At 64.6% G+C, this 16,994-nt stretch carries 16 protein-coding genes; 4 read left to right on the forward strand and 12 right to left on the reverse strand.

Annotation, left to right across the window (positions count from 1 at the left end):
* Positions 1-306 precede the first annotated feature (306 nt).
* Positions 307-1,053, forward strand: a complete 747-nt coding sequence (ubiG, locus tag L2I41_RS09085; RefSeq protein WP_237153226.1) for a bifunctional 2-polyprenyl-6-hydroxyphenol methylase/3-demethylubiquinol 3-O-methyltransferase UbiG — start codon at positions 307-309, stop codon at positions 1,051-1,053.
* A gap of 44 nt (positions 1,054-1,097) precedes the next feature.
* Here the strand turns inward: ubiG and L2I41_RS09090 are convergent, their stop codons facing one another.
* From L2I41_RS09090 to L2I41_RS09105, 4 genes are all read right to left on the reverse strand, one after another.
* Positions 1,098-1,568 (reverse strand): DUF1178 family protein, encoded by a 471-nt coding sequence (locus L2I41_RS09090; protein WP_237153227.1) that lies wholly within the window; start codon positions 1,566-1,568, stop codon positions 1,098-1,100.
* A gap of 78 nt (positions 1,569-1,646) precedes the next feature.
* Positions 1,647-2,489, reverse strand: a complete 843-nt coding sequence (locus L2I41_RS09095) for a carbon-nitrogen hydrolase family protein (RefSeq protein ID WP_237153228.1) — start codon at positions 2,487-2,489, stop codon at positions 1,647-1,649.
* Between the two features lie 30 nt (positions 2,490-2,519).
* Entirely contained in the window at positions 2,520-2,774 is a 255-nt protein-coding gene (gene grxC, locus L2I41_RS09100; protein WP_237153229.1) for a glutaredoxin 3, read from the reverse strand.
* 74 nt (positions 2,775-2,848) lie between these two features.
* Positions 2,849-3,616, reverse strand: a complete 768-nt coding sequence (locus L2I41_RS09105) for a ComF family protein (RefSeq protein ID WP_237153230.1) — start codon at positions 3,614-3,616, stop codon at positions 2,849-2,851.
* 265 nt (positions 3,617-3,881) lie between these two features.
* Between L2I41_RS09105 and L2I41_RS09110 the strand changes: the two genes are divergently transcribed.
* The gene (locus tag L2I41_RS09110) at positions 3,882-4,769 is read left to right on the forward strand and encodes a methyltransferase domain-containing protein (RefSeq protein WP_237153231.1); all 888 of its coding nucleotides are present in this window, start codon (positions 3,882-3,884) and stop codon (positions 4,767-4,769) included.
* A gap of 19 nt (positions 4,770-4,788) precedes the next feature.
* Here the strand turns inward: L2I41_RS09110 and L2I41_RS09115 are convergent, their stop codons facing one another.
* From L2I41_RS09115 to L2I41_RS09135, 5 genes are all read right to left on the reverse strand, one after another.
* Positions 4,789-4,986, reverse strand: coding sequence for a Flp family type IVb pilin (locus L2I41_RS09115; protein WP_237153232.1), 198 nt, complete (start codon positions 4,984-4,986; stop codon positions 4,789-4,791).
* 161 nt (positions 4,987-5,147) lie between these two features.
* Positions 5,148-5,399 (reverse strand): hypothetical protein, encoded by a 252-nt coding sequence (locus tag L2I41_RS09120; RefSeq protein ID WP_237153233.1) that lies wholly within the window; start codon positions 5,397-5,399, stop codon positions 5,148-5,150.
* 163 nt (positions 5,400-5,562) lie between these two features.
* Positions 5,563-5,967, reverse strand: coding sequence for a (deoxy)nucleoside triphosphate pyrophosphohydrolase (locus L2I41_RS09125; protein WP_237153234.1), 405 nt, complete (start codon positions 5,965-5,967; stop codon positions 5,563-5,565).
* 10 nt (positions 5,968-5,977) lie between these two features.
* Positions 5,978-7,210 (reverse strand): bifunctional glutamate N-acetyltransferase/amino-acid acetyltransferase ArgJ, encoded by a 1,233-nt coding sequence (argJ, locus tag L2I41_RS09130; RefSeq protein WP_237153235.1) that lies wholly within the window; start codon positions 7,208-7,210, stop codon positions 5,978-5,980.
* Between the two features lie 117 nt (positions 7,211-7,327).
* Positions 7,328-8,218 carry a peptidylprolyl isomerase gene (locus L2I41_RS09135; protein WP_237153236.1) on the reverse strand — a complete coding sequence of 297 codons (891 nt, stop codon included), beginning with the start codon at positions 8,216-8,218 and terminating at the stop codon, positions 7,328-7,330.
* A gap of 226 nt (positions 8,219-8,444) precedes the next feature.
* Here L2I41_RS09135 and secA point away from each other — a divergent pair, with 226 nt between their 5' ends.
* Positions 8,445-11,210 carry a preprotein translocase subunit SecA gene (secA, locus tag L2I41_RS09140; protein WP_237153417.1) on the forward strand — a complete coding sequence of 922 codons (2,766 nt, stop codon included), beginning with the start codon at positions 8,445-8,447 and terminating at the stop codon, positions 11,208-11,210.
* Positions 11,211-11,474: 264 nt separating this feature from the next.
* Entirely contained in the window at positions 11,475-11,942 is a 468-nt protein-coding gene (gene rirA, locus L2I41_RS09145) for an iron-responsive transcriptional regulator RirA (protein ID WP_237153418.1), read from the forward strand.
* Between the two features lie 97 nt (positions 11,943-12,039).
* Here the strand turns inward: rirA and L2I41_RS09150 are convergent, their stop codons facing one another.
* The 3 genes from L2I41_RS09150 to typA form a co-directional block, all read right to left on the reverse strand.
* A complete protein-coding gene (locus L2I41_RS09150) occupies positions 12,040-13,710 on the reverse strand; it encodes a methyl-accepting chemotaxis protein (RefSeq protein WP_237153237.1) in 1,671 nt (556 codons plus the stop codon).
* 405 nt (positions 13,711-14,115) lie between these two features.
* Positions 14,116-14,796 carry a DUF1868 domain-containing protein gene (locus tag L2I41_RS09155; protein WP_237153238.1) on the reverse strand — a complete coding sequence of 227 codons (681 nt, stop codon included), beginning with the start codon at positions 14,794-14,796 and terminating at the stop codon, positions 14,116-14,118.
* 193 nt (positions 14,797-14,989) lie between these two features.
* On the reverse strand, positions 14,990-16,816 hold the full coding sequence (gene typA, locus L2I41_RS09160) for a translational GTPase TypA (RefSeq protein ID WP_237153239.1): 1,827 nt from the start codon (positions 16,814-16,816) through the stop codon (positions 14,990-14,992).
* Between the last annotated feature and the right edge of the window lie 178 nt (positions 16,817-16,994).

Raw genomic sequence — 16,994 nt, forward strand, 5'->3', positions numbered from 1 at the left:
TTCCGAAGCAGGCGAGGAGGCATCACAATCGAGGGGTGTTCACCTTCGCAGGATGTCGTTCAGATGTAAATCTGAACATATCATTGGTAGACATATGCAAGGCGAACTATATACGAAAGCAGTAGTTTACCCCTGAAGCCAAGGCCTGCCCGAGGCAGCGCAGGCGCGGCAAACGGGGCGAACCCGGCAAGGCTGGAGCCGGCGGGCACGCAGGCGCTGAAGTCTTTCCATCTCCAGCCTTGCCATCGCGCCGCGCACGTGCGATCCGGAGTTGGAAGCAGAACCGCCATCATCGGGAGCCCTCGCATGTCGCCGACCGCCAGAACCGTAGACCAATCGGAAGTCGACCGTTTCTCGCGCATCGCAGCGGAATGGTGGGACCCCAAGGGCAAGTTCAAGCCGCTGCACAAGTTCAATCCGGCGCGCCTGGGCTATCTCAAGCGCGAAATCTCCGCCCATTTCGGCCGCAACGCTGACGCCGCCAACAGCTTCGAGGGGCTGACGCTGGTTGACATCGGCTGCGGCGGCGGCCTGATCTCCGAACCGATGGCACGCCTCGGCGCCACGGTGACCGGGATCGATCCTTCGGAAACCAACATCGAAGTGGCGCGCCTGCATGCAGGGCAGTCGGGGCTCACCATCGACTACCGGGCCGAGACCGCCGAGGCGCTCGACGCCGCCGGCGACCGCTTCGATGTGGTCCTGGCGCTTGAAGTGATCGAACACGTGGCCGACGTGCAGGCCTTTCTGGAGACGGTGTCGAACCTCGTCCGCCCGGGTGGCCTTCTCGTGGTGGCGACGCTGAACCGCACCATCAAGGCCCTCGGCCTTGCCATCATCGGGGCCGAATATGTGCTGCGCTGGCTGCCGCGCGGCACCCACAGCTGGGACAAGTTCGTCAAGCCCGAGGAAGTGGAAGCACCGCTGCAGGACTTCGGCCTGACCCTGCTCGACCGGTCCGGCATCGTCTTCGACCCCTTCCGCGATATCTGGAAGGAAAGCCGCGACACCGACGTCAACTACATGGTGCTGGCGACCAAGCCGAAGGCCTGAGACCGGCCGCAAGGTCCGTCAGACCCGTTCGATCGGGCGGGCCGTCAGTTCTGTTCGCCGGGCAGGGCCGGCAGGGGCAGGATGTCGATGCCATCCTCGATCAGGGCCTTGGCCTCATCGGCTGACGCCTCGCCGTGGATCGGCCGCGCCGGCGCTTCGCCAAAATGCACCTTGCGCGCTTCCTCGGCAAAGCCCTTGCCGACATTCTCCGAATTGGCGAGCAGCGCCGCCTTGATTTCCTTGAGCTTGGCCAGCGCTTCCTGCGCCTGCGGCGGAATGGCCGCAAGCGGCACCGGCGGCGCGGCCGGGGTCTCGGCAGGTTCCAGTGCAGCCATCGCGGCCTTCTGTTCGCCGGTCACCACGCGCGGCGCCATCAAGGCCTTGGTGATGGCACCATCGCCGCAATGCGGGCACGCCAGCAGGCCGCGCTGCGCCTGAGAATCGAAATCTTCCGAAGAGCGGAACCAGCCTTCGAAGTCATGGGCATTCGAACAGATGAGCGAGTAACGGATCATGGTGTCAAAATGGGGCCGCAGGGGCCGGCTGACAAGCCGGAAAACCTGAGCAAACCGGAAAGTTGCTTGGAAAGCGGATCAAACTTCGCCCGCGCTGGACGACAGGTCGAACGGGCGCTCGTTGAGGAGCGAGGGAATGCGCCCCCGCGCCACGGCGACTTCGTCGAGATCGATGTCGGCGAGGACCACCCCGGGGGCATCAGCCTCCGCTTCGGCGATCACCTGCCCCCAGGGGCTGACAATCAGCGAATGGCCGAAGGTCTCCCGGCCATCCTCGTGCGTGCCGCCCTGCGCCGCAGTCACCAGGAAGCAGCCATTCTCGATCGCCCGCGCCCGCTGCAGCACATGCCAATGCGCCTGCCCGGTCTGCCGCGTGAAGGCCGCCGGCGCGGTGATGACATGCACGCCCGCCTTGCCATAGGCGCGGAAGAGATGGGGGAAGCGGATGTCGTAACAGATGGCAAGGCCGAGGCGAACGCCGCCGATATCGGTGAGGACGGCAGACGTGCCCGGCGTATAGGTGGCGCTCTCGCGCCAGCTTTCGCCATTGGCCAGATCGACGTCGAACATGTGGATCTTGTCGTAGCGGGCGACGAGAGTGCCGTCCGGACCGAGCACGATGGCGCGATTGGCGATCTTGCCATCCGGCCGCAGGATCGCCAGCGACCCGAAATGCAGGGTGATGCCGAGTTCACGCGCGAGCTGCCGCCCCCGCGCGATGAAGGGATCGTCCGCCTCGGGCGAAATCTTCTGCAGCGCCACAGTGCGATCGCGTTCGAGGATGTTGGTCATCTCCGGCGTCTGCACATAGGTGGCGCCGGAAGCGGCCGCATCGCGGATCAACGCTTCGGCATCGGCCAGATTGGCAAGCGGCTCACGACCGCTGCGCATCTGAATGGCGGCAACACAGATCCTGGCCATGGGTCCCTCCAGAGCGTTTGCGACGGTGTCTCAGCCGGCGAGCAGCGCGTCCAGCTTGCCGGCGTCTTCGAGCGCATGCAGATCATCGCAGCCACCGACATGGGTGCTGCCGATGAAGATCTGCGGGAAGGTGTTGCGACCGGAGCGCTCCATCATCTCGGCCCGCTTGTCCGGCGTCGCCGTGGCGTTGAACTCGGTGTAGGTGACGCCCTTGGCGTCGAGCAGCGCCTTGGCGCGGGCGCAATAACCGCAGAAATCGCGCGTATAGATCACAACCGAAGCCATGAAAGCCGTCCTCTCGATGAATGTCCTGATGGCCATATAGACGAAGGCGCCGGCCGCCGCAAATCATGAGGGTGTCAGCCCGGATCGATGACACGCGCCAGCGTCAGCACGTTGACCGTGCGCGCCCCGGCGCGCAGCAGGACGCCGACGGCGGCATCCAGTGTGGCGCCGGTGGTCAGCACATCGTCGATGAGCAGGACGGCCTTGCCCGCGATCGCCCCTCTCTTGCGCTGCGGCACCAGGAAGGCACCGCGCAGATTGTCCGATCGATCGGTGCGGCCAAGGCCGACCTGCTGGCGCGTGCGCTTGACGCGCAGCAGAATGTCATGGCGTACCGACCGTCCGGCGCGACGTCCCACAAGACCGGCGAGAACGCCCGCCTGGTTGAACCGCCGCCGGGCAAGGCGGGTCCAGTGCAAGGGCACGGGGAGGATCAGGTCGGTTTCATCCAGAAGCTCGCCGGCGACGCGCAGCATCCAGGCCGCAAACATGGGGGCGAGATCGAGCCGGTCGGAATATTTGAACGCCTGCACCAGATCCGGCACCAGCCCGTCATAGACCACCGCCGAGCGGGCCCTGGCATAGCGCGGCGGGTTGGCGATCGCCTCCGCCGAGAGAACGCCGGGGCCGAGATCGAGCGACAGCGGCGTGCCGAGCCGCTCGCACCACGGCCTTTCGAGGAAACGCACCTTCTGCCAGCAGGTGAAGCAGAGGCCGGCGGGACTGCCCAGCAGCGTGCGGCACCCCGGACAGACGGGCGGCATCACCAGATCGACGGCCGAGCGCAGGAGGCGCTTGCCATGGCGCAGGGGCGCGCCGAACGCGGCGGCGATCGCCGGCATCGCATCGGTCCGCGAGGGGCGGCAATGGGCGGCAGTCCAGAGCGAGGGCGAGACCATGGCGCGGCGACAGGGACGACGAGTTGCAGAACGAGCTGGAGTGCACGCAGTATCCACGCACCGCATCTTCGACACAATCCCTCTGCAGGTCTGCGTCACAGAAAATGGCCCGAGCGGACCACCAGCAAATGTCTGGAGCACTCGCACCAGATTGATTTGACGGCACCGCCTCCGGCTTCTATTGAGCCGCCGACAGGAGCCCGTAGCCATGACGCCCGTGATCTTCGACCGCCACCAGCTTGCCCGCCGCAGAGCCCGCGCCCTCGCCCGTCCGACCGATGGCGCCGACTTCCTGCTGGCGCTTGCCGCCGAAGACCTCGCGGACCGGGTCATGGCCGTGGCGCGGCATTTCGAGCGGGTGCTGGTGATCGGCGATCCGACCACGCGCGTGGCCGACGCGCTGCGGGCGACCGGTCGCGTCGACACCATCACCTCGGCCGATCTCCTGGCGCCGGGCCTGCGCCCCACCGAGGAAACGCTGGTGGTCGACGACGAGGCCCTGCCCTTCCAGGCGGAGAGCTTCGATCTGGTGATCTCCGTGCTGACGCTGCACTGGACCAATGACCTGCCGGGCGCGCTGATCCAGATCCGCCGCATCCTGCGTCCGGACGGCCTGTTCCTTGGATTGATGGCCGGCGGCGAGACGCTGACCGAGTTGCGCCAGGCCCTGCTCGCCGCCGAGAGCGAACGCAAGGGCGGTGTCAGCCCGCGTGTCGCGCCCATGGGCGAAGTGCGCGATCTCGGCGGCCTGTTGCAGCGCGCCGGCCTCGCCCTGCCCGTTGCCGACCAGGACCGCCTGACGCTGCGCTACGCGACCCCGTTCCATCTGATGCGCGAACTGGCCGCCATGGGCGCCACCAACTGCCTGGCGGGCCGCGCGCGGGCGCTCACCCCACCGTCGCTGCTGATGCGCGCGGCCGAGATCTATGCCCGCGATCACGCCGACGCCGACGGCCGCATCCGCGCCACGCTGGCGCTGATCTCGCTGTCGGGCTGGGCGCCGCACGAGAGCCAGCAGAAGCCGCTGCGCCCCGGCAGCGCACGCATGCGCCTTGCCGACGCGCTGGGCGTACAGGAAAACAAGCTGGAACAGTGAAAGGGGCGGCAGACGCCGCTCAACGCATGGCGTTGGTCAGCAGGCCGTAGACGCGGTTCTGCGCGTCGGCGATTTCCGACAGTGTCGAGATGCCGGCGAGCGCGACCACGATCATCGATGCGAGAATGCCGTATTCAAGCGCCGTCGCACCGCGTTCGTCACGGGCGAACGCCGACACAAGGCGCAGGACACTGAACTTCTCGGCTTCACCCGGCATTGGCCATTCCTTGGCGTGCATCGAACGGCATGTGACGGCAGCGCCGCACGCGTTGATGACGCCAGCAAGCCAGAAAAAAGTGAAGATTCCCGTAAGCACCCCGGTTAACCCGCGGGAAATATGTGGCGGCAAATGCCCGATTGTTGCGGATGGTCAGGACATCAGTGGCCGTTGCCGATGAGCTGATGGCCGGCCACCTTCTCGACCTCTGTCCCCGATATGGCGGCCTTGAGCCGCTGAAGACCGTCGGACAGCCCATGGCCGCTATAGCTCGACGCAGTGCTGACCAGCAGCGCCAGCACGCCGCCGACAACGGCATATTCAAGCGACGTTGCCCCGGACACCGCCCGGACGAAGCCCATGCGCCGGCCGATGATCCGGCTTCGTCTTTCGAAGTGACCGTTGTCGCCCATGCCGCCCCGTAGAAACCCCTATGAGAAATCTTGCATAGGGCTAGCGGGGAAAGCTTAAATATTCATTCAAATTTGAAGGAAAGAGCGCCGCTAGTGGTTCCAATGATTGCGACATTTGCACGGCGGTTCGTATCAGACGGATGCAAAGGCCACAATCGAACCGCTAGGACCCAAGCAGATCCTGAAGATGCGGGATCAGCGGTTCGTCGGCCGCCGGCATGGGATAGTCCCGCAGCTTGCCCGGCCGCACCCAGGCAAGCACCTGTCCCTCGCGCGACTGGGCAATGCCCTCCCAGCGCCGACACACATAGAGCGGCATCAGCAAGTGGAAGGTTTCATAAGTGTGGCTGGCAAAAGTGAGCGGGGCGAGGCACGGCTTCCTGACCGTCAGCCCCAGCTCCTCGTCGAGCTCGCGGATCAGTGCGTCCTCGGGGCTTTCACCCGCTTCGACCTTGCCGCCGGGGAACTCCCACAGACCGGCCAGCGACTTGCCCTCGGGCCGCCGGGCAAGCAGGATGCGCCCGTCGGTGTCGACGAGCGCGCAGGCAACCACGAGAACCATTTTCATGGGCGAGGCCTCAGCTGCGATAGTCGCCGTTGATGGCGACATATTCCTTGGTGAGATCGCAGGTCCACACCCGGGCCTTGCCCGTGCCGAGACCGATGTCGGCGCGCACGATGATCTCGTCGCGCTTCATCACGTCGGACGCGGCCGCTTCCGAATAGTCGGGATCGCGGGCGCCTTCGACAGCCACGCGCACATCGCCGAACCAGATGGACAGGCGATCGCGATCGGCCGGCTCGCCGGCCTTGCCGACGGCCATCACCACGCGCCCCCAGTTGGCGTCCTCGCCGGCAACGGCCGTCTTGACCAGCGGCGAGTTGGCGATGGACAGAGCGATGCGCTTGGCCGAGGCGTCGTCGACGGCGCCCGTGACCTGCACTTCGATGAACTTGCGCGCGCCCTCGCCGTCGCGGGCGACCATCTGCGCGAGATCCTGCAGCAGGCTGTCGAGCGCGGCGCGGAAGGCCGGCAGGCGCGGATCGTCAAGGGCCGTCAGACGCGGCGCCGCGGCCTTCTGCGTGGCGAACAGGATCAGCGTGTCCGAGGTGGACGTGTCGCTGTCGACGGTGACCGAGTTGAACGAACCGTTGGCGCCCTTGGAAATCAGGTCCTGCAGGACAGGCGCGGCAATCGGCGCGTCGGTGAAGATGAAGGACAGCATGGTGGCCATGTCAGGCGCGATCATGCCGGCGCCCTTGGCCATGCCGTTGATCACCACGGGCACGCCGCCGAAATCGACGGTGCGGGTGGCGACCTTGGGGAAGGTGTCGGTGGTCATGATGGCGCGCGCGGCATCGATCCACGGACCGGCCGCCAGACGCGTGGCGGTCTCGCCCAGCACGGCGTCGAACTTGCCAGGATCGAGCGGCTCGCCGATCACACCGGTGGAGGCAAGGAACACGGTCTCGGCCGGCACGCCGAGCGCCTTCGACACGTAATCCGCCGAGAGCTGCACCGTCTCGCGGCCCTTGAGACCGGTGAAGGCATTGGCATTGCCCGAATTGACCAGAAGCGCCCGCGCCTTGCCCTGGGCGAGATTGGCGCGGCACCAGTCGACCGGCGCCGACGGGCACTTCGAGCGGGTGAACACACCAGCCACTTCCGAGCCCTCGTCGAGGGTCAGCAGCAGCACGTCGGTGCGGTTCTTGTACTTGATGCCGGCCTCGGCCGTCGCAAATCGCACACCGGCAACCGCCGGCATTTCGGGATAGGTCTTGGGTGCAAGCGGCGAAACGGCGTGGGACATCGGCTTTCTTCTTGGCTTTCTGGAAAGGAACGAACCCGGACGAAGGAATCGTCCGGGTCCGCTTTTACAGCATTTCAGCGACAATCACGCAAAATTGCAGTGACGCCGCACTCATCGTCACTGGGCCGGGGCAGGAGCGGGCTCAGCACCCGGGGCCGGCGTGGCGGCGGGAGCCGGCGGCGGCAGCAGGTTCTCGATCTTGGCCTCGCCCTTGAGCTTGGTGAGGATCTCCTGCGCCTTCTCGCGCTGCAGCACCTGCACGACCTGCTCGCGCACGTCCTCGAGCTTGGGAACCGGCTGGGTGCGCTTCTCTTCGACCTTCAGCACATGATAGCCGAACTGGGTCTTCACCGGCTTGGCCGACGTCTGGCCCGGCTGCAGCGAGAAGGCTTCCGTTTCGAACTCGGGAACCATCTGACCCTTGGCGAAGAAGCCGAGGTCGCCACCATTGTCCTTGGAACCCGGATCGAGCGACTTTTCCTTGGCAAGCGCCGCGAAGTCCTTGCCGGCGGCCAGATCCTTGATGATCTGGTTGGCTTCTTCCTCGGTCTTCACCAGGATGTGGCGGGCGTGGACTTCTTCCGGCGGGGTGTAGCCGGCAATGTCCTTCTCATAGCGGGCCTTGATCTCGTCATCGGTGATCTTGGCCTGCACCTGATCTTCAAGATAGGTGTTGCGCAGGGCCTGGGCATCGAGGAAGGAAATGCGCGCCTTGTACTTGGGATCGTCCTTGACGCCCGAAGCGGCGGCGGCATCGGCCAGCACATGCATGTCGATCAGCGCGTCAAGCACCATGGACTGCTTGGCGCCATCGGGCACCTGGGCGAGCTGCTGACCGAAAACGTCCATGGCCATGTCCACTTCGGCCTTGGTGATATCCTTGCCATTGACGCGGGCAAGCACGTCGCCGTCGGCAAGAGCCGGACCAGCCAGGGCGACGCCAGCCAGGAGCAGCGCCGGGATCAAGCGCAGGCCTTTGCGCGCGGTCGAAAGCATCGGAAAATTCATCAGGCAATTCCTGTTCTGCACGGCCGCCCGGACATCGGGCCGGCGAAATTGACGCCTGCGGTATAGCGCGGCTGTGCGCCAACTGAAAGACGCCACGTTGACATCCACCACACCCCAACATAGATGGAGCGTGGCTGAATAGGCCAATCGCTGAATTGCGGCATATTTGCGCCACATACGGCGGGTCGAATTCGGAAAACGGACTTTTATGAAGGGATGGGCTGCCATGGTCGGCCTCGGCGGTTTGGCACGGATGATTTTCGGTACGGCGAACGACCGCCGCATCAAGGGCTACCGCCCGCGCGTTCAGGCGATCAGCGCCTTGGAGGCCGAGGTCCAGAAGCTCTCCGACGAGGCTCTGAAGGCCAAGACCATCGAATTCCGCGAGAAACTGGCGTCCGGCACCAAGCTCGACGACCTTCTGGTTCCCGCTTTCGCCGTTGTGCGCGAGGCCGCCCGCCGCGTGCTCGGCCAGCGACACTATGACGTCCAGCTGATCGGCGGCATGGTGCTGAACGACGGCGACATCGCCGAGATGAAGACCGGTGAAGGCAAGACGCAGGTGGCAACCCTCGCAGTCTACCTCAACGCGCTCTCCGGCCAGGGCGTCCATGTCGTCACGGTCAACGACTACCTCGCCAAGCGCGACTCCGAGTGGATGGGCCGCATCTACGGCTTCCTCGGGCTGACCACCGGCGTGATCGTGCACGGACTGACCGACGACCAGCGTCGCGACGCCTATAACTGCGACATCACCTACGCCACCAACAACGAGCTCGGCTTCGACTATCTGCGCGACAACATGAAATATGAGAAGTCGCAGATGGTGCAGCGCGGACACCATTACGCCATCGTCGACGAAGTGGACTCGATCCTCGTCGATGAAGCGCGCACGCCGCTGATCATCTCCGGCCCGCTGGAAGACCGCTCCGAGTTCTACAACACCATGGACACCTTCATCCCCGGCATCGTGACCGAGGACTATGAGGTGGACGAAAAGCAGCGCACCGCCATCTTCTCCGAGATCGGCACCGAGCGCATGGAGCAGAAGCTGAAGGCCGCCGGCCTGCTGAAGGGCGGTTCGCTCTACGACGTGGAAAACGTCTCGGTGGTGCACCACCTCAATCAGGCGCTGCGCGCCCACAAGCTGTTCCAGAGGGATCGCGACTATATCGTCAAGGACGACGAAGTGGTGATCATCGACGAGTTCACAGGCCGCATGATGCCGGGCCGCCGCTATTCGGACGGCCTGCACCAGGCACTGGAAGCCAAGGAACACGTGCGCATCCAGCCGGAAAACCAGACGCTGGCCTCGATCACCTTCCAGAACTATTTCCGCATGTACGACAAGCTGGCCGGCATGACCGGTACGGCCTCGACGGAAGCGGACGAATTCGCCGACATCTACAATCTCGAAGTCGTGGAGATCCCGACCCATCGCCCGGTGTCGCGCATCGACGACCACGACGAGGTCTACCGGACGGTTGACGAGAAGTACAAGGCGATCATCGACACCATCCGCGAGTGCAAGGCCAAGGGTCAGCCGATCCTCGTCGGCACCACCTCGATCGAGAAGTCCGAAACCCTTGCCCGCATGCTCAGCGAGCAGGGCTTCGCCCAGCGCGAGTTCGACGTGCTGTTCGACGGCGACGACGGCAAGCTGGTGTTCCAGGTGCTCAACGCCCGCTATCACGAGCAGGAAGCCTATATCATCAGCCAGGCCGGCGTGCCCGGCGCGGTGACCATCGCCACCAACATGGCCGGCCGCGGCACCGACATCCAGCTCGGCGGCAACGTCGACATGCGCATCGCCCATGAGCTTGGCGACGTGCCGCCCGGTCCCGAGCGCGACGCGCGCGAGCAGAAGATCCGCGCCGACGTGGCGCGCCTCAAGGACAAGGCGCTGGCCGCCGGTGGCCTGTTCGTGCTCGGCACCGAACGCCACGAGAGCCGCCGCATCGACAACCAGCTGCGTGGTCGTTCCGGCCGCCAGGGCGACCCTGGTCATTCGCGCTTCTATCTGTCGCTGCAGGACGACCTGATGCGCATCTTCGGCTCCGACCGCATGGACGGCATGCTGCAGAAGCTGGGCCTGAAGGACGGCGAAGCCATCATCCATCCGTGGATCAACAAGGCCCTCGAGAAGGCGCAGCAGAAGGTCGAAGCCCGCAACTTCGACATCCGCAAGAACCTGCTCAAGTTCGACAACGTGATGAACGATCAGCGCAAGGTGATCTTCGAGCAGCGCATCGAACTGATGACCGAGGAGAGCGTCGCCGAGACGGTCGCCGACATGCGCCACGAGGTGATCGGCGATCTGGTGACCAAGCACATTCCCGAAAACGTCTACGCCGAACAGTGGGACGTGACCGGCCTCAAGGCGGAGATCGTCCAGTATCTGGCGATGGACCTGCCGGTCGAGGCCTGGGCCAAGGAAGAGGGCATCGCCGACCAGGAGATCGAGGAGCGCATCAAGAAGCTCTCCGACGAGAACTTCGCCGCGCGCGAAGCCCGCTTCGGCAGCGACACCATGCGCTACATCGAGAAGGCCGTGCTGCTGCAGACGCTGGACAATCTCTGGCGCGAGCATCTGGCCCATCTCGACCATCTGCGTTCGGTGATCGGCTTCCGCGGCTATGCCCAGCGCGATCCGCTCAACGAATACAAGACCGAGGCCTTCGCCCTGTTCGAAGCCCTGCTGTCGGACCTGCGTCGCCAGGTGACCGGCAATCTGATGCGCGTCGAAGTGCGTCAGCAGCAGCCCGAACCGGAAATGCCGCCGATGCAGGCCCATCACGTCAACCCGCTCACGGGCCAGGACGAGATGGCGGACGGCGCTGCCGCCGCCGCGCTGCTGCAGGCCGCCTTTGCGAACGAGGGCCAGGCCCGCGATCCCAACGATCCTTCCACCTGGGGCACGGTCTCGCGCAACGAGCCCTGCCCCTGCGGCTCGGGCAAGAAGTACAAGCACTGCCACGGCCAGTTCGCCTGACGGACGGATCGTGCCGGAGATTTCTCCGGTGATCGGGCTGGATCAACGTGAAAATGCAAACCGCCGCCCACGTGAAGTTGGCGGCGGTTTTGCCGGAAAGGCGTGTGCCGGCAACAGCTTCACTGCCGATTGTCTATCGGTGTTATAAATAGATCCATTTTCGAGTTAAGTACTGAACCGACTGTTGCGGAACGACAACTCGCCTTACCTTAAATTACCGAAATAAACTTGACCTTTTGGGTCAACTGGCCATATCTGGGTGTCATGCGCCTCACTCAAGCCACCAATTATTCGATCCGCGTGCTGCTCTATTGTGCAGCCAATCCCGACCGTCCGAGTCGGGTTGCGGATATCGCCTCGGTTTTCGACATGTCGGAAACGCACCTGTTCAAGATCCTGAAGGTGCTCGTGGACAACAAGTTCATCGAGACCATTCGCGGTCGTCACGGCGGGCTGAAGCTCGGTCGCCCGGCGGAGGAGATCCGCCTTGGCGACGTCATCTCGGCCACCGAGGAAAGCTTCATGATGGCCGAGTGCTTCTCCGAAGAGGGGCACAAGGACTGTCCGCTGATCCTGAGCTGCGAATACAACCGCGTGCTGCGCGAGGCGCTCGGCGCCTTCTTTGCGGTGCTGGACAAGTATACCATCGCCGACATCGCCAAGGACCGCGTCGACCTGCGCCACATGCTGGGTCTCGACCAGCCGCTGGCCAAGCTCGCGGTCGGCGCCTGATCGGCTCGGGCGGACGGCTTATCCGAGGTGCCCCATCCTTTGCATGCGGCGGACGGTGTCCGCCGCATTTGCTTTTGTGCCCGACAGCTGCCGCAGGTCAGGCCGCGGCGAACTGCTCGACAAAATTCTCGACCGTGCGCCGCAAGTCGCCGGCCTGCGCCGCCAGACCATCCGACAGCGTCATCAGCTGGGATGAGGCCGCCCCGGTCTTCTCGGCCGCGCCGCCGACGCTGGAGATGTTCTGCGTCACCTGCTGCGTGCCGCTGGCTGCCAGCTGACAGTTGCGCGCGATCTCGCCGGTGGCGGCGCCCTGCTGCTCGACGGCCGTGGCAATCGAGGCGGCGATCGCCTTGATGTCGCCGATCACCTTGACGATTTCGGTGATGGACCGGACCGATCCCTCCGTCGCCTGCTGGATCTCGCCGACGCGGGCGCTGATCTCACCGGTCGCCTTGCCGGTCTGATCGGCGAGCTGCTTGACCTCGGCGGCCACCACGGCAAAGCCCTTGCCCGCCTCACCGGCCCGCGCCGCCTCGATCGTCGCGTTGAGCGCGAGGAGATTGGTCTGGTCGGCAATGCCCTTGATGATGTTGACCACGTCGCCGATGGCCGTTGCCGCGCTGTTGAGCGCCCCGATGCGCTCGTTGGACACGGCCGCTTCGTTGAAGGCTGTGTCGGCCACGCGCGTCGAATGACTGGCCTGTGCGTTGATTTCCCGCACCGAGACGGCCATTTCCTCGGTCGCCGTCGCAACCGTTCCCACATTGGTGGAGGCTTCCTCGGCCGCCGATTCGACCACCCGCGACTGCTGCTGCGTCTCGCGCGCCGTCTGCGCCATTTCCCGCGCCGCGGTGGCAACGTCCCCCGCCGAGCGGGCAAAGCCCGAAGCGATCGTCTGCATGTCCGCCACGAAGGACGACGCCAGCTTTTCGCGGCGGGACAGCACGAGACTCTCCTCCCGCTGCCGCCTGGCACTGTCGGCGTGCAGATCTTCGGCCGCGCGCAGGCTTTGCCGCACGCTGTCGAGCATGCGCGCCATGGCGCCGAACTCGTCCTTGCGCGCCGCTCCTTGCGCCGGGGACGACAGCGAGCCGGCCTCGATGTCCTTCATCGACGTCATCAACCCGGCGACGCCCCCCGATACCGCCCGATCAACCTTGACGCTGACCCCGATCGTGACCAGGAGCGACAAGGCCATGACGATCATGGCCCCGAGCAGCACGCTGCCGGTCCGGCCGTCGAAATCGGCATCGGCCCGGCTGGCACGCGCCGTCGCCAGGTCCCTGAGCTTCTGGAACGGGTCGGTGACCGCCTGCACGAGATCGTCAATCTGTCCGTCGAGATCACGGGTGTGGGCGTCGATGACGTCGGAAGCCTCGATGACCGGCACCATGGCCGTCTCGTAGAGCCCCGCCAGGCGCCCGAGAGCGGCACTCGCCTCCTCGAGCAGCTGGCGCTCCTCGTCGACGACGACCCAGGTGCGGACCTGTTCGATCAGCGCCCGTTCGGTGTTGATCCCCGCCGCCCAATCCTTGCGAGACTGGACAAGATCATGGTTGATCTCCGAATCCGCAATGACCCGGTAGAGGCGCGCGCCCATCTGGCTGGCATAAGCGGCCTGCTCAGCTTCGCGGCTCGCCGCCGCCCCCTGATCCTGCAAGGCCCTGACGTCTGTCAGGACAACCCAGGCGCCAGCCCCGAGACTGGCCATCAGAACCGCAAAGAACACCACCAGAATTCGTAGCTGCAACTTGATCGTCAGCGCCATGTGCATACCCCCACCGTTCCCCTGTATTGAGGCTAGATGGGTTTGGTTAATCATGTGTTGTAGATGGATTGCACATGAAAATATCCGAAAGATTTCTACCAGCTGATAGAGAATATTACCAATCAGCTTGCATTGTTTTACTGCCCTAACAGAGTCTCCGACCGTTCAAGCGATATTCAACTGAATTCTATTTCAGATCGATCCATCTGCAGCGCGCACACGGCCCGCCGCGAGAGGCCGCAAAGCCGATAGGGGCGACGGCACCGCCGGGGACGCCCCCGGCGAGCAGGACAATGGCCGGAGCGATCAGTCCCGTTGCAGGTCCAACTCAGTCAGCGACGCCACATCCGGTCCGGCAGTTCAGTTGCGCCAAGCCGCCTGGACCGAGCCCTGGGCCGCCGCCGCTCAACGCGCCAACGAAACCCGCGGATGGAAGGCGTGCATGTCAGCGAAATGGCAGAAATCGGGCGCAGGGAGTTCAAGGCGCGGCAGGAGACGCAGCAACAGCTGCTCGATCCCCTGCTTTTCCACCAGCCACAGCTCGTCCTCAGGCCGGTCGAGCCAATAGCCGAGCGTCATGTGAAAGGCGTAGGTGGCGTGATCGGGCTTGCGAAGGCCGGTCGCCGTCGACAGACGATCGCGCAATGCCCTGAGATGGCCGTCTTCATCCTGGTCTTCGGCTTCGAGGCCGATCACCAGGCCGTTCGCCCAGGAGGTGAGACCGTTCACCTTCATCCGCAAGGGCGCGGCGATGCCGGCGACATCGGCGATCCGGTCCTCGAAATAGGCATGCGCCTCAGCGAGCGGCGCGTCGAGCGGCAGATCTGCCGGCCAGCGCTCGGCAACGCGATAGGCATCGCAGACGCCCTCGAACACCGTCATATGGTAGCTCGATCGCGGCAGCAGCGTCAGCCGGTGGCCAATGGTGCTGGTGCGCAGACGCTCGGCAATGTCGGCCACCACGGCCGATTCAGGCCGCTCGGACGCCAGCGCGGCCACGAAGGTGTTGCCGGCATAGGGCCGCGGCCGACCGTCGGCGAAGAATTTCACCGCAGTTCCCTGCGGCAGGCTGGCTTCAAAAGACATGTCCCGTCTCCCTCTCGGGAAACGGGACATAAATCATTCGCTTGACGAGTGCGTGACGGTGGCGCTTCAAGCCAACTCGCCCGGATGCTGACGCACGGGCTCGATGAACTCCTTTCAAACTTCTCATTTGCGTCGAGAGCCATGAGAAATTCAAAAGCGGAACATCGACTGCCCTTTGCAACGGCAGCAGATATCAGGCAGCGGCGCCGGCGCGCTCGTACTTCTTGCGCTCGTTCGGATCGAGATGCATCTTGCGCAGACGGATCGACTTGGGCGTCACTTCCACCAGCTCGTCGTCCTGAATCCAGGCCAGCGCGCGCTCGAGCGTCATGCGGATCGGCGGCGTCAGGCGGACGGCTTCGTCCTTGCCGGCCGAGCGGATGTTGGTGAGCTTCTTGCCCTTGAGCACGTTGACCTCGAGGTCGTTCTCGCGGGTGTGCTCGCCGACGATCATGCCCTGATAGACCTTCCAGCCCGGCTCGATCATCATCGGGCCGCGATCTTCAAGGTTCCACAGCGCATAGGCCACGGCCTCGCCGATGTCGTTGGAGATCAGCACGCCATTGCGACGGCCCGGCAGATCGCCCTTGTGCGGCGCATAGGCGTGGAACAGGCGGTTCATGATGGCGGTGCCGCGCGTGTCTGTCAGCAGCTCCGACTGGTAGCCGATCAGGCCGCGGGTCGGTGCGTAGAACACGAGACGCTGGCGATTGCCGCCGGAGGGACGCATCTCCACCATGTCGGCGCGACGTTCGCTCATCTTCTGCACGACGACGGAGGAATATTCCTCGTCGACGTCGATGACGACCTCTTCGATCGGCTCCAGGATCTCGCCGGTGGCGTCGTCCTTGCGGAACACCACGCGCGGACGCGACACGGCCAGCTCGAAGCCTTCGCGACGCATGGTCTCGATCAGCACGGCCAGCTGCAGTTCGCCACGGCCCGACACGAAGAAGGAGTCCTTCTCGGCGCTTTCCTCGATCTTGAGGGCGACGTTGCCTTCGGCTTCCTTGAGGAGACGGTCGCGGATCATGCGGCTCGTCACCTTGTCACCCTCGGTGCCGGCCAGCGGCGAGTCGTTGACGAGGAAGCTCATGGTCACGGTCGGCGGATCGATCGGCTGGGCGTGGATCGCCTCGGTGACCTCAAGCGCGCAGAAGGTATCGGCCACGGTGCCCTTGACGAGACCGGCGATGGCGACGATGTCGCCGGCTTCGCCGAGCTCGATCGCGGTACGCTCAAGGCCACGGAAGGCGAGGATCTTGGACACGCGGCCCTGCTCGACCACCGAACCATCGCCAGCCAGCACCTTGATGGTCTGGTTCGGCTTGACGGTGCCGGAGGTGATGCGACCGGTGATCATGCGGCCGAGGAAGGGATTGGCTTCCAGCAGCGTACCGATCATCTTGAAGGGGGCGCCTTCCTCGACGGTCGGAGCCGGCACATGCTTCATGACCAGATCGAACAGCGGCGACATGCCCTCTTCGGGGCCGGCATCCGGCGACAGGGCCATCCAGCCATTGCGGCCCGAACCATAGAGGATCGGGAAATCGAGCTGCTCGTCGGTGGCGTCGAGATTGGCGAAGAGATCGAACACTTCGTCGACCACTTCGTGAATGCGAGCGTCCGGACGGTCGACCTTGTTGATGGCGACGATCGGCTTCAGGCCGACCTTGAGCGCCTTGCCGACCACGAACTTGGTCTGCGGCATCGGGCCTTCGGCAGCGTCGACCAGAACGATGGCGCCGTCCACCATGTTGAGGATGCGTTCCACCTCGCCGCCGAAGTCGGCATGGCCTGGGGTGTCGACGATATTGATGCGCGTGTCCTTCCAGACCACCGAGGTGGCCTTGGCGAGGATGGTGATGCCGCGCTCCTTTTCGAGATCGTTGGAGTCCATCACGCGCTCGACGACGCGCTGGTTCTCGCGGTACGAACCCGACTGCTTCAGAAGTTCGTCGACGAGCGTGGTCTTGCCGTGGTCGACGTGCGCGATGATAGCGATATTGCGGAGCTGCATGAAAACTCTCGGATAGAAAAAGACGGACGGCCCGGAGCATACGTCCGGACCGTCCCATTGGGGCGCACTATACGAATCATTGTGACAGGAGCAAGAAAAACCCGACTGCAAAGTCGCCGGCCAGCCATGCAATTTGTAAAATTGCTTAAATGTGATGGTGAAACCAGGCCAAAGGTAC

Origin of the sequence: Oryzibacter oryziterrae, assembly GCF_021864535.1 — a bacterium.
GTDB classification, from domain to species: Bacteria; Pseudomonadota; Alphaproteobacteria; order Rhizobiales; family Pleomorphomonadaceae; genus Pleomorphomonas; species Pleomorphomonas oryziterrae.